Raw genomic sequence first — 13,043 nt, 5'->3', positions numbered from 1 at the left:
CGGCCCTTGGTACCGAGGGTGCCACGGGGCTGCCGCCCAGGGTGCCTCGGGCCTGCTGTCGAGCGTGCCGGGTGCCGTCGGGATGCCGTGTGCCGAGGCGGTGGCTGATCGAAGCCGACAAGCCCCGCGCCCGATTCCTGTCACTTCACCTGCCCTCGTACCCGTCGGTCACTGATCAGACTGGTGGACCCCGTACCCGAGGCACCTAGGGGGAAGCCCACCCATGAACGGCTCGCGCATCACCGCCGTCGGCCACTACCAGCCCGCCGGGATCCTCACCAACGAGGAGCTGGCGGCCAGGGTCGACACGAGCGACGAGTGGATCAGGTCCCGGGTGGGCATCCGCACCCGGCATGTCGCCGGGCCCGACGAGCCGGTCGACGAGCTGGCCGCCCACGCCGCCGCGAAGGCGCTCGCGTCGGCCGGGCTGGCGCCCGCGGACGTGGACTACGTCCTGGTCGCCACCTCCACCGCCGTCGACCGCTCCCCGAACACCGCCGCCCGCGTCGCGGCCCGCCTCGGCATCCCGCAGCCCGCCGCGCTGGACCTCAACGTCGTCTGCGCAGGCTTCACCCACGCCCTGGCCACCGCCGACCACGCCGTCCGCGCGGGCGCGGCGATCCGGGCCCTGGTGGTCGGGGCCGACAAGATGTCCGACGTCACCGACTGGACCGACCGCACCACCTGCGTGCTCGTCGGTGACGGGGCGGGGGCCGTCGTCGTGGAGGCCGCGGACGAGCAGGGCATCGGACCCGTGCTGTGGGGGTCGGTGCCCGAGATGGGGCGGGCCGTGCGCATCGAGGGCACGCCACCGCGGTTCGCGCAGGAGGGCCAGAGCGTCTACCGCTGGGCGACCACGCAGCTGCCGGCCATCGCGCTCCGGGCGTGCGAACGGGCCGGGTTCCAGCCGGGGGACCTCGCGGCGGTCGTCCTGCACCAGGCCAACCTGCGGATCATCGAGCCGCTCGCCGAGCGGATCGGCGCGGTGAACGCCGTCGTGGCGCGCGATGTCGTGGAGTCCGGCAACACGTCCGCCGCGAGCATCCCGCTCGCCCTGTCCAAGCTCGTGGAACGCGGCGAGATCGGCTCCGGCGACCCGGTGCTCCTCTTCGGCTTCGGCGGGAACCTGTCGTACGCCGGACAGGTCGTCCGCTGCCCCTGAGCGGGGCCCTGCCGGGCGGGCGACGAACCCGCCGCGACCCTGCGCCGGTCTCCGCCCGGTACCCTCGCGCCGGTCTTCGCCCGGGACCCTTCGCCGGTCTTCGCCCGGTACCCTCGCGCCGGTCTTCGCCCGGGACCCTTCGCCGGTCTTCGCCCGGGGCCTCTCCGGACATCGCCGGGCAGTCGGGCCAGGACCTCGTCCGCGATCTCTGCTCGGGCCCCAGCCCGCGACCCTGCTCCGGGCCCTGTCCTGCCCCGCCCCAGCCCCCGGCCCCCGGCCCCCGGCCCTGCCCCCAGCCCCGGCCCGGTACATCTTTGTCCTGTCAGTGGAGAAAGTCTGCGGCAATTCATGCGCGACTTCTTCCCACGCCCGGCGCTCACTGCTACGTTCCCTCCGAAAGCAAGCCACGGAAGTGGTCGGAGACCGGCACGCGCAGGCCGTTGAGGCGGGGAGGGGCTCGTGAGACGTATGACGGCGCGACCCGCGAACGCCCATCAGGCCCGGCTGCTGAAGCTGCTGCGTGACGGCGGCCCCAACTCCCGCGCCCAGCTGGGCGACCAGGTCGACCTCTCCCGGTCCAAGCTGGCCGTGGAGGTGGACCGGCTGCTGGAGACGGGGCTGGTCGTGGCCGACGGACTCGCCGCATCCCGCGGCGGGCGCCGCTCGCACAACATCCGGCTCAACCCGGGACTGCGCTTCCTCGGCGTCGACATCGGCGCGACCTCGGTCGACGTCGCCGTCACCAACGCCGAGCTGGAGATCCTCGGGCACATCAACCAGCCCATGGACGTACGCGAGGGACCGGTCGCGGTCTTCGAGCAAGTGCTGTCCATGGCCGCGAAGTTGAGGGCCTCGGGACTCGCGGAGGGCTTCGACGGCGCCGGCATCGGCGTCCCGGGGCCGGTCCGCTTCCCCGAGGGCGTCCCGGTGGCTCCGCCGATCATGCCGGGCTGGGACGGCTTCCCCGTGCGGGAGGCGCTCAGCCAGGAACTCGGCTGCCCGGTCATGGTCGACAACGACGTGAACCTGATGGCGCTGGGGGAGCAGCACGCGGGCGTCGCCCGCACCGTGCACGACTTCCTCTTCGTCAAGATCGGCACCGGCATCGGCTGCGGCATCGTCGTCGGCGGTGGCGTCTACCGCGGCACGACGGGCAGCGCGGGCGACATCGGGCACATCCAGGCCGTGCCCGACGGCCGCCCGTGCGCCTGCGGCAACCGGGGCTGTCTGGAGGCCCACTTCAGCGGCGCGGCACTGGCCCGCGACGCCACCGAGGCCGCCCAGCAGGGCCGGTCGGCGGAGCTGGCGAGCCGCCTGGAGACGAACGGCGGACTCAGCGCCGCCGACGTCGCCGCCGCGGCCGCCGCCGGAGACGCCACCGCCCTCGAGCTGATCCGGGAGGGCGGCACCCGCACCGGCCAGGTCATCGCCGGCCTGGTCAGCTTCTTCAATCCCGGCCTGCTGGTGATCGGCGGTGGGGTGACCGGCCTCGGCCACACCCTGCTCGCCGCGATCCGCACCCAGGTCTACCGCCAGTCGCTGCCGCTCGCGACCGGCAACCTGCCCATCGTCCTGGGCGAGCTGGGTCCCGTCGCCGGAGTCATCGGCGCGGCCCGGCTCATCAGCGACCACCTGTTCTCGCCCGCGTAACCGACACAGTCGTACGGCACCGTCAGCACCGCGCACTGCTCCGCCCCGCGTTTCTCCTGCCACGCACCACCCCGCGCCACCCTGACCTGTTCCGCTCGCCCCGCTCCACTCCGCCCCGCGCCACCCCGCTCCGCGCCACCCTGCTCCGCGCCACCCTGCCCTGCTCCGCCCTGCCCTGACACCGGCCCGCACGCCCGCCGAGGGGACCTCACATGGCACCAGAACCACCCCTGCTCACCATGTCCGGCATCACCAAGTCGTTCCCCGGAGTCCGGGCCCTGGACGGCGTCGACCTCGACGTCCAGGCCGGCGAGGTGCACTGCCTGCTCGGCCAGAACGGCGCCGGCAAGTCCACGCTCATCAAGGTCCTGGCCGGCGCCCATCAGCCCGACACGGGCACCATCCACTGGCGCGGCGATCCGGTCACCCTCCGCTCGCCCATCGCCGCCATGCGCCTCGGCATCGCCACCATCTACCAGGAACTCGACCTGGTGGAGCACCTGTCGGTCGCCGAGAACGTCCACCTCGGCCACGAGCCGACCGCCGCCGGATTCGTCGTCCGCACCGGCGCGGCCCGGGAATCCACGGCGCGGCTCCTGAAACGGCTCGGGCACCCCGAGATCGATCCGGCGCGCCTGGTGGGGCAGTTGCCGGCGGCCCAGCAGCAGATCGTGTCCATGGCGCGGGCGCTGTCCCACGACGTACGGCTCATCGTGATGGACGAGCCGTCGGCCGCCCTCGACCCGGACGAGGTCGACAACCTCTTCCGCATCGTCGGCGACCTCACCGCCGAGGGCGTGGCCGTCGTCTACATCTCGCACCGCCTGGAGGAGATCCGCCGCATCGGCGACCGGGTCACCGTCCTCAAGGACGGCCGGGCCGTCGCCCGCGGACTCCCGGCGAAGTCGACGCCGACCAGCGAGGTCGTGGCCCTGATGACCGGCCGCAACGTCGAGTACGTCTTCCCGGAGCGGCCCGCCTCACCGCCGCGGGCCGAACCCGTCCTCACCGTCGAGGGCCTCGCCCGCGACGGCGAGTTCGAGCCGCTCGACCTCCAGGTGCGGCCCGGGGAGATCGTGGGGCTGGCCGGGCTGGTCGGCTCCGGACGGTCCGAGATCCTGGAGACCGTCTACGGCGCCCGCAAACCGACGGCCGGTCAGGTCCTGGTCGGCGGGCGCCCGTTGAGGCCGGGCAGCGTCCGGGCCGCCGTCCGCGCCGGCCTCGGGCTCGCGCCGGAGGAACGCAAGGCGCAGGCCCTGCTGATGCTGGAGTCCGTCACCCGCAACGTGTCGGTCTCCTCCATGTCCCGCTTCTCACGCGGCGGCTGGATCGACCGCGGTGCCGAACTGGGGGCGGCACGGGCGGCGACCCGCGAGCTGTCGCTCCGGCCGGACAACCCGTCCGTGCCCGTGCGCACCCTGTCCGGCGGCAACCAGCAGAAGGCCGTCCTGGCTCGCTGGCTGCTGCGCGGCTGCCGGGTGCTGCTGCTCGACGAACCCACCCGCGGCGTCGACGTCGGCGCCCGCGCGGAGCTGTACGCGGTGGTCCGCCGCCTGGCCGACGAGGGCCTCGCCGTCCTGCTGGTCTCCAGCGAGGTGCCCGAGGTGCTCGGCCTCGCCGACCGCGTGCTGGTGCTGCGCGAAGGGCGCGTCGTGCACGAGGCGCCCGCCCGCGAACTCGACGAACACCGCGTACTCGACCTCGTGATGGAAGGAAGCCCGGCGTCATGACGCAGCACGTGTCCCCGCCCCGGGACGGCACCGGCAAAAAAGCGGCACCGGTGGACGGGCCGCCCGCCTGGCGGGCCGTGACGGCCCGCGCCGACCTCCGCACCCTGTCCCTGCTCGGCGTGCTCGCCGTCCTGGTGATCATCGGCGGCATCACCAAACCCGACCAGTTCCTGGACACCCGCAACCTGCAACTCGTCCTCACCCAGGCGTCCGTCATCGGCGTGGTCACCGTCGGCATGACCTTCGTGATCATCTCCGGCGGCATCGACCTGTCCGTCGGCGCGATCGTCGCCCTCGCCTCGGTGTGGGCGACGACGGTGGCGACACAGGAGTACGGGTTCTTCGGCATCCTGTTCACGGCCGTCGTCGTCGGGGTCGGCTGCGGTCTGGTCAACGGCGTACTCATCGCCTACGGTGCGATGGTCCCGTTCATCGCCACGCTCGCCATGCTGGCCTCGGCCCGGGGCCTCGCCCTGCAGATCACCGACGGCCGCACCCAGATCGTCACCGTCGACGGCGTCCTGGACCTCGGCCTGCGCAGCTCCTACGTACTCGGCATCCCGCCGCTGGTGCTGGTCTTCGCGGCCGTCACGATCATCGGCTGGCTGGTGCTCAACCGCACCACCTTCGGCCGCCGCACGGTCGCCGTCGGCGGCAACGCCGAGGCCGCCCGGCTCGCCGGCATCGACGTCCGCCGCCAACGGCTCTACCTCTACCTGCTGTCCGGGCTGTGCTGCGGCATCGCCGCCTTCCTGCTGATCGTCCTGTCCGGCTCCGGACAGAACACCAACGGCAACCTCTACGAACTCGACGCCATCGCCGCCGCGATCATCGGAGGGACCCTGCTCAGCGGCGGCCGCGGCACCATCGTCGGCTCCGTCCTCGGCGTCCTGATCTTCACCACCATCACCAACATCTTCGCCCTGAACAACCTGCAGAGCGACGTCCAGCAGATCGCCAAGGGCGCGATCATCGTCGCCGCCGTGCTGGTCCAGCGCCGTACCGCGAGCACGACCTGAGGAAAGGGTTCACCGTCATGCCAGAGCACACGCCCATCGCGAGCCGCAGAGGTCTGCTCTTCGGAGCCGCCGCCGTGTCCGCCGGTGCCTTCCTCACCGGGTGCACCAGCAACGAGCCCGGCGACGGCGACGACAAGCCCGCCGCCAACGACCAGCCCGCCGCCGACGACAAGCCCGGCAAGCAGGTCACCATCGGCTACGCCGGCCCGCTCGCCGACCACGGCTGGCTCAACGCCATCAACGACCAGGCCAAGGGCCGCGCCGAGAAGTACTCCGACGTCACCCTCGAGGTCACCGAGGGCTCCAACGACACCGCCCAGCAGATCGGCCAGATCGAGACCCTCATCAACAAGAAGGTCGACGTCCTGGTGGTGCTGCCCGCCGACGGCAAGGCGCTCACCCAGGTCGGGCTGAAGGCGATGCGGGCGGGCATCCCGGTGGTCAACCTGGACCGCGTCTTCAACTCCCCGCAGGCGTACCGCTGCTGGATCGGCGGCGACAACTACGGCATGGGCCTCAACGCCGGCCACTACATCGGCGAGAAGCTCAAGGACAAGCCGAACGCCCGCGTCGTGGAGCTGGCGGGACTGGACAACCTGGAGCTGACCAAGCAGCGCACCCAGGGCTTCGACGACGCCCTGAAGAACTACCCGAACATCAAGAAGGTGGCCCGCCAGGCCGCCGAGTTCACCGTCGAGTCGGGGCAGGCCAAGATGGCCCAGCTGCTCCAGGCGCAGTCGCGGTTCGACGCGCTGTGGAACCACGACGACGACCAGGGCGTGGGCGCGCTGCGCGCCATCGAGCAGGCGGGCCGCGACGACTTCCTGATGGTCGGCGGCGCGGGAGCGCTCTCCGCGTTCCAGGCCATCAAGCGGGACGACGGCGTGCTGAAGGCGACGGTCCTCTACCCGCCGACCATGGCCGCCTCCGCCATCGACCTCGCCCGCGCCCTCGGCCAGGGCAAGGGCATCGGCGGACTCGCCGAGTACGAGATCCCGGCCTCGATCACCCTGTACTCGGCCGTCGTCGACAAGGACAACGTCGACCAGTACATGTCCACCGGCTTCAAGTGAGGCCCGCCGATGCGCCCGCCCCGCGGGCCTGACCAGCTCACGGGGCGGGGCGCACCGCCCACCGCGCACCGACGACGAGGAGGACATCCGCATGGGACAACCGCAGCAGCCCGAGGGGGCCGGGACTCGGTCAGCAGCCACCGGTGCCGGCACCGTGGCCACGGGGGCATCCGCGACCACACGGCCACTGCGCATCGGCATGGTGGGCTACGCCTTCATGGGCGCCGCCCACTCCCAGGGCTGGCGCACCGCGGGCCGCGTCTTCGACCTGCCGCTCACCCCTGTGCTGGCCGCGATCTGCGGGCGGGACGCCGACGCCGTCCGCGCCGCGGCCGACCGGCACGGCTGGGCGGCGGCCGAGACCGACTGGCGGGCCCTGATCGCACGCGACGACGTCGACCTCGTCGACATCTGCACCCCCGGCGACAGCCACGCCGAGATCGCGCTCGCCGCGCTGGCCGCCGGAAAGCACGTACTGTGCGAGAAGCCGCTGGCCAACACCGTCGCCGAGGCGGAGTCGATGACCCGGGCCGCCGACGAGGCCGCCGCCCGCGGGCAGGTGGCCATGGTCGGCTTCAACTACCGCCGGGTGCCCGCCACCGCGCTCGCCCGCCGGATGGTCGCCCAGGGCCGCATCGGCAGGCTGCGGCACGTGCGGGTGGTCTACCTCCAGGACTGGCTGGTCGACCCGCAGGCACCGCTGACCTGGCGGCTGCGCCGGGAACAGGCCGGCTCCGGCGCGCTCGGCGACCTCGGCGCGCACATCGTCGACCTCGCCCAGTACATGACCGGCGAGCGCCTCGCCGGCGTCTCCGCCCTCACCGAGACCTTCGTCCGCGAGCGTCCGCTGCCCGGCGGCGCCGCCCAGGGCCTGTCCGCCTCCTCGGCCGACGGCACCACCGGCGAGGTCACCGTGGACGACGCCGCCGTCTTCACCGGCCGCTTCTCTTCCGGCGCGCTCGCCACCTTCGAGGCCACCCGCTACGCCACCGGCCGCAAGAACGCCCTGCGCATCGAGCTCAACGGCGAGCGCGGCTCCCTCTCCTTCGACCTGGAGCGGCTCAACGAACTAGCCTACCACGACGCCACCGAGGCCGGCGAGCACGCCGGGTTCCGCCGCATCCTCGTCACCGAGCCCGACCACCCCTACCTGGAGGGCTGGTGGCCGCCGGGCCACGGCCTCGGCTACGAGCACACCTTCGTCCACCAGGCCCGCGACCTCGTCCACACGGTCGCCGAGGGCAGCCGGCCCGAGCCCTCCTTCGCCGACGGTCTCCAGGTGCAGCGCGTGCTCGCCGCCGTGGAGGAGAGCGCCGAGAAGAACTCCGTCTACACCCCGATCGCCGTCACGTCGAACGCCGTCTGAGGAGGCCCGAAGCGGATGCCCCGCAACTTCACCCTGTTCACCGGCCAGTGGGCGGACCTGCCCCTGGAGGAGGTCTGCCGTCTGGCCCGCGACTTCGGCTACGACGGCCTGGAACTCGCCTGCTGGGGCGACCACTTCGAGGTCGACAAGGCGCTCGCCGACCCCTCGTACGCCGACTCGCGCCACCAGCTGCTGGAGAAGTACGGCCTGAAGTGCTGGGCCATCTCCAACCACCTCGTCGGCCAGGCCGTCTGCGACGCCATCATCGACGAACGCCACCAGGCCATCCTGCCCGCCCGGATCTGGGGCGACGGCGACGCCGAGGGCGTACGGCAGCGGGCCGCCGCCGAGATCAAGGACACCGCGCGGGCCGCCGCCCGGTTCGGCGTCGACACCGTCATCGGGTTCACCGGCTCCGCCATCTGGCACCTGGTCGCCATGTTCCCGCCCGCCCCCGAGTCCATGATCGAGCGCGGCTACCAGGACTTCGCCGACCGCTGGAACCCGATCCTGGACGTCTTCGACGCCGAGGGCGTCCGCTTCGCCCACGAGGTCCACCCCAGCGAGATCGCCTACGACTACTGGACCACCCGGCGCGCCCTGGAGGCCGTCGACCACCGGCCGGCCTTCGGCCTCAACTTCGACCCGTCCCACTTCGTGTGGCAGGACCTCGACCCGGTCGGCTTCCTGTGGGACTTCCGCGACCGCATCTACCACGTCGACTGCAAGGAGGCCCGCAAGCGGCTGGACGGCCGCAACGGCCGCCTCGGCTCCCACCTGCCCTGGGGCGACCCGCGCCGCGGCTGGGACTTCGTCTCCGCCGGCCACGGCGACGTCCCCTGGGAGGACGTCTTCCGGATGCTGCGCTCCATCGGCTACCAGGGCCCGGTCTCCGTGGAGTGGGAGGACGCCGGCATGGACCGGCTCCAGGGCGCCCCCGAGGCCCTGACCCGCCTGAAGGCCTTCGACTTCGAGCCCCCGACGGCCTCCTTCGACGCGGCGTTCGGCAACTGACCGCACCGCAAATTTCTCCGGGATGACGGCGCATCCCGGCGTACGCACCCCACCCCGTACAACCGGCTCCATTCTGGAGGCATCAGTGCACGGGAACGTCCGTACCAACTACACCGACCGCACCTTCGACACCCGTCCCAGACGTCGCCTGTCCTGGCGGCAGTCCGTCGCGCTGCTCAGCGGCGCGCTGCTGGCGGGCACCTCCCTCACCCTCGCCGCTCCCCAGGCCGGCGCGGCCGACAACGCCCCCGACGCCGCGCCCGCGGCCGTCTCCGCCGAGGACTTCCAGCAGGTCACCCTGGCCAAGGGTGAGCCGGAGGTCGGCGAGCCCATGTCGCTGGCCGTGCTGCCGGACCGCTCGGTCCTGCACACCTCCCGCGACGGCGAACTGCGCCTCACCGACGCCGCCGGCAACACCAGGCTCGCCGGCAAGCTCGACGTCTACTCCCACGACGAGGAGGGCCTCCAGGGCGTCGGCGTCGACCCCGGCTTCGCGCAGAACCGGTTCATCTACCTCTTCTACGCCCCGCCGATGGACACCCCGGTCGGCGACGCCCCCGAGACCGGCACCCCGGCCGACTTCGCACCCTTCGACGGCGTCAACCGGCTCTCCCGGTTCGTGCTGAAGGAGGACGGCACCCTCGACACCGCCAGCGAGAAGAAGATCCTCGACGTGCCGACCAGCCGCGGCATGTGCTGCCACGTCGGCGGCGACATCGACTTCGACGCCGAGGGCAACCTGTACCTGTCCACCGGCGACGACACCAACCCGTTCCAGTCGGACGGCTACACGCCCATCGACGAGCGGGCGAACCGCAACCCGGCCTTCGACGCCCAGCGCACCTCCGGCAACACCAACGACCTGCGGGGCAAGATCCTGCGCATCAAGGTCCACGAGGACGGGTCGTACTCCGTCCCGGAGGGCAACCTCTTCCCGCCCGGCACCGACAGGACGCGGCCCGAGATCTACGCGATGGGCTTCCGCAACCCCTTCCGGTTCAGCGTCGACAAGGAGACCGGCATCCTCTACGTCGGCGACTACGGCCCCGACGCCGGCACCGCCAACCCGAACCGCGGACCGGCCGGCCAGGTCGAGTTCGACCGCGTCACCGGCCCCGGCAACTACGGATGGCCCTACTGCCACGGTGACAACGACGCCTACGTCGACTACGACTTCGCCACCGGCCAGTCCGGTGAGACGTTCGACTGCGCCGCCCCGAAGAACACCTCCCCGAACAACACCGGCCTCACCGACCTGCCCCCGGCCCAGCCCGCCTGGATCCCCTACGACGGCGGATCGCTGCCCGAGTTCGGCGACGGCTCCGAGTCCCCGATGGGCGGCCCGGTCTACCACTACGACCCCGAGCTGGACTCGCCGGTGAAGTTCCCCGAGGCCTACGACGGCGACTTCTTCGCCGGGGAGTTCGGCCGCCGCTGGATCAAGCGGATCTCCAGCGACGCCGACGGCACCGTGCAGTCGATCGACGACATCCCCTGGACCGGCACCCAGGTGATGGACATGGCCTTCGGCCCCGACGGCGCGCTGTACGTCCTCGACTACGGCACCGCCTGGTTCGGCGGCGACGAGCACTCCGCCCTGTACCGCATCGAGAACGCCACCGACGGCCACTCACCGGTCGCCCGGGCCGCCGCGAGCACGACCTCCGGCCAGGCCCCGCTGCGGGTGAGGTTCTCCTCCGCGGGCACCACCGACCAGGACGGCGACACCCTCACCTACAGCTGGGACTTCGGCGACGGCTCCACCTCCACGCGGGCCAACCCGACGCACCGCTACACGAAGAACGGCACCTACACCGCGACGCTGACCGCGAAGGACCCCTCGGGCCGCACCGGCAGTGCGAGCGTGCAGATCGTCGTCGGCAACACCGCCCCGAAGGTGACGCTCGAACTCCCCCGGGACGGGCAGCTGTTCAGCTTCGGCGACGCCATCCCGTTCAAGGTGAGGGTCACCGACCGCGAGGACGGCCGGCGCATCGACTGCTCCAAGGTCAAGGTCAGCTTCATCCTCGGCCACGACACCCACGGCCACCCGCTCACCTCGGCCAACGGCTGCTCCGGCACCATCCGGACCAGCGCCGACGGCGGCCACGACCCCAACGCCAACATCTTCGGTGTCTTCGACGCCGAGTACACCGACAACGGAGGCGGCGGCCAGGCCCCCCTCACCACGCACGACCAGAACGTCACCCAGCCCCGGCACCGGCAGGCCGAGCACTTCGGCGACTCCTCGGGCGTCACGGTGATGAGCAAGGAGGCCGCGCACGGTGGCAAGACCGTCGGTGACATCCACGACGGCGACTGGATCTCCTTCACGCCGTACGTCCTGAGCAACGCCACCAAGGTCACCGCGCGCGTCTCCTCCGCGGGCGCGGGCGGCACCCTGGAGATCCGCGCCGGCTCGCCCCGGGGCAGGCTGCTCGGCACGGCGACCGTCCCGGTCACCGGCGGCTGGGACACCTTCCAGGACGTCGAGACCGGCATCTCGCGGGCCCCGCGCGGCACCACCACGCTCTACCTGGTCTTCAAGGGGAGCGGCACGGGCGCCCTGTACGACGTCGACGACTTCGTCTTCACGACCGAGTGAGGAGGTGACGGCCCCATGCAGGCCACCGCACGAGTGACCACCGCCGTCCTGGGCGCCGCCCTGCTCCTCGGCTGCGTCTCCGGACCGGCCGCCTCGCAGGCCGACGACCGCGGGCGGAAGGACGACGGCAAACGGGTGCTGGTCTTCTCCAAGACGGCCGGCTTCCGGCACGACTCGATCCCCGAGGGCGTCGCCGCCGTGAAGCAGCTCGGCGAGGAGGGCGGCTTCCGCGTCGACGCCACGGAGGACGCGGGCGCGTTCACCGCACGCAACCTGCGGCGGTACGACGCGGTCGTGTTCCTCTCGACCACCGGCGACGTCCTCGACGCCCGCCAGCAGCGCGCCTTCGAGCGCTACATCCGCCAGGGCGGGGCCTACGTCGGCATCCACGCCGCCGCCGACACCGAGTACGACTGGGAGTTCTACGGCGGCCTGGCCGGGGCCTACTTCGAGTCCCACCCGGCGATCCAGCCCGCCACGGTGAACGTCGAGGACCACGCCCACCCGGCGACCTCGGGGCTGGAACGGGCGTGGCAGCGCACCGACGAGTGGTACAACTACCGCTCCAACCCGCGGGAGCGGGCCCGCGTCCTCGCCTCGCTCGACGAGTCGTCGTACACCGGCGGCACCATGAACGGCGACCACCCGATCGCCTGGTGCCAGGACTACCGGGGCGGCCGTGCCTTCTACACCGGAGGCGGCCACACCAAGGAGTCCTTCGCCGAGCCCGCCTTCCGGCAGCACCTGCTGGGCGGCATCCGCTGGGCCATCGGGGACGCCCGCGCCGACTGCCGTCCGGAGAACGGGTACGAGGCGCTGTTCGACGGCACCCCGGCCTCGCTGGACGGCTGGCGGCAGGCCGGCCCCGGCTCCTTCGAGCTGAGCGACGACGGCACGCTCACCTCCTCCGGAGGCATGGGCATGCTCTGGTACGCCGACCGCGGCTTCGGGTCGTACTCCCTGAAGCTCGACTGGCGGATGGCCGGCCCCTCGGGAGACGACAACTCGGGCGTGTTCGTCGGCTTCCCGCCGTCGGACGACCCGTGGTCGGCCGTGCACAACGGCTACGAGATCCAGATCGACGCCACCGACGTGCCCGAACGCACCACCGGCTCCGTCTACGGTTTCCAGTCCGCCGACCTCGACGCCCGCGACCGGGCGCTGAACCCGCCGGGGGAGTGGAACACCTACGAGATCCGGGTCGAGGGCGAACGCCTGCGCCTCTGGCTCAACGGGGTGCTGATCAACGACTACACCAACACCGATCCGGCCCGGAGCCTGACGGACGGACACATCGGCCTCCAGAACCACGGAGCCGAGGACCGGGTGTCCTTCCGCGACGTCCGGATCAAGGAACTGCCCGCGGACGCCGCGACCGGCTCCACGGCCCCGCAGGGCGACTGAACGGCGGCGGGCGGGAGACG

The 13,043-nt window shown here is 72.2% G+C and carries 9 protein-coding genes; all 9 read left to right on the top strand.

Annotation, left to right across the window (positions count from 1 at the left end; translation table 11 throughout):
- The first annotated feature begins 223 nt into the window (after nucleotides 1-223).
- Nucleotides 224-1,162 (top strand): beta-ketoacyl-ACP synthase III, encoded by a 939-nt coding sequence (locus tag ACLGIH_RS05590; protein ID WP_416524091.1) that lies wholly within the window; start codon nucleotides 224-226, stop codon nucleotides 1,160-1,162.
- A 468-nt stretch (nucleotides 1,163-1,630) separates the two neighbouring features.
- Complete coding sequence (locus ACLGIH_RS05585) at nucleotides 1,631-2,812, top strand: ROK family transcriptional regulator (protein ID WP_416529295.1); 1,182 nt, start codon at nucleotides 1,631-1,633, stop codon at nucleotides 2,810-2,812.
- A gap of 212 nt (nucleotides 2,813-3,024) precedes the next feature.
- The gene (locus ACLGIH_RS05580) at nucleotides 3,025-4,542 is read left to right on the top strand and encodes a sugar ABC transporter ATP-binding protein (protein ID WP_416524090.1); all 1,518 of its coding nucleotides are present in this window, start codon (nucleotides 3,025-3,027) and stop codon (nucleotides 4,540-4,542) included.
- Nucleotides 4,539-5,561: an ABC transporter permease gene (locus ACLGIH_RS05575; RefSeq protein WP_416524089.1), complete on the top strand. Its 1,023-nt coding sequence runs from the start codon at nucleotides 4,539-4,541 to the stop codon at nucleotides 5,559-5,561. The genes ACLGIH_RS05580 and ACLGIH_RS05575 overlap by 4 nt, the downstream gene beginning before the upstream one ends.
- A 17-nt stretch (nucleotides 5,562-5,578) precedes the next feature.
- A complete protein-coding gene (locus tag ACLGIH_RS05570; protein WP_416524088.1) occupies nucleotides 5,579-6,634 on the top strand; it encodes a substrate-binding domain-containing protein in 1,056 nt (351 codons plus the stop codon).
- A gap of 91 nt (nucleotides 6,635-6,725) precedes the next feature.
- Nucleotides 6,726-8,000: a Gfo/Idh/MocA family protein gene (locus ACLGIH_RS05565; RefSeq protein WP_416524087.1), complete on the top strand. Its 1,275-nt coding sequence runs from the start codon at nucleotides 6,726-6,728 to the stop codon at nucleotides 7,998-8,000.
- Between the two features lie 15 nt (nucleotides 8,001-8,015).
- A complete protein-coding gene (locus tag ACLGIH_RS05560; RefSeq protein WP_416524086.1) occupies nucleotides 8,016-9,014 on the top strand; it encodes a sugar phosphate isomerase/epimerase family protein in 999 nt (332 codons plus the stop codon).
- 85 nt (nucleotides 9,015-9,099) lie between these two features.
- Complete coding sequence (locus ACLGIH_RS05555; RefSeq protein WP_416524085.1) at nucleotides 9,100-11,619, top strand: PQQ-dependent sugar dehydrogenase; 2,520 nt, start codon at nucleotides 9,100-9,102, stop codon at nucleotides 11,617-11,619.
- Nucleotides 11,620-11,634: 15 nt separating this feature from the next.
- Nucleotides 11,635-13,023 (top strand): ThuA domain-containing protein, encoded by a 1,389-nt coding sequence (locus ACLGIH_RS05550; protein ID WP_416524084.1) that lies wholly within the window; start codon nucleotides 11,635-11,637, stop codon nucleotides 13,021-13,023.
- The last annotated feature ends 20 nt before the right edge of the window (nucleotides 13,024-13,043 follow it).

The organism is Streptomyces hamibioticus (assembly GCF_047946815.1).
Lineage (GTDB): Bacteria > Actinomycetota > Actinomycetes > Streptomycetales > Streptomycetaceae > Streptomyces.
This window is presented reverse-complemented; position numbering and strand designations above follow the sequence as displayed.

Bases quoted from the DNA above. Each gene is read 5' to 3' on its own strand.
- ACLGIH_RS05590 (WP_416524091.1), top strand. From the start codon at position 224: ATGAACGGCTCGCGCATCACCGCCGTCGGCCACTACCAGCCCGCCGGG.
- ACLGIH_RS05585 (WP_416529295.1), top strand. From the start codon at position 1,631: ATGACGGCGCGACCCGCGAACGCCCATCAGGCCCGGCTGCTGAAGCTG.
- ACLGIH_RS05580 (WP_416524090.1), top strand. From the start codon at position 3,025: ATGGCACCAGAACCACCCCTGCTCACCATGTCCGGCATCACCAAGTCG.
- ACLGIH_RS05575 (WP_416524089.1), top strand. From the start codon at position 4,539: ATGACGCAGCACGTGTCCCCGCCCCGGGACGGCACCGGCAAAAAAGCG.
- ACLGIH_RS05570 (WP_416524088.1), top strand. From the start codon at position 5,579: ATGCCAGAGCACACGCCCATCGCGAGCCGCAGAGGTCTGCTCTTCGGA.
- ACLGIH_RS05565 (WP_416524087.1), top strand. From the start codon at position 6,726: ATGGGACAACCGCAGCAGCCCGAGGGGGCCGGGACTCGGTCAGCAGCC.
- ACLGIH_RS05560 (WP_416524086.1), top strand. From the start codon at position 8,016: ATGCCCCGCAACTTCACCCTGTTCACCGGCCAGTGGGCGGACCTGCCC.
- ACLGIH_RS05550 (WP_416524084.1), top strand. From the start codon at position 11,635: ATGCAGGCCACCGCACGAGTGACCACCGCCGTCCTGGGCGCCGCCCTG.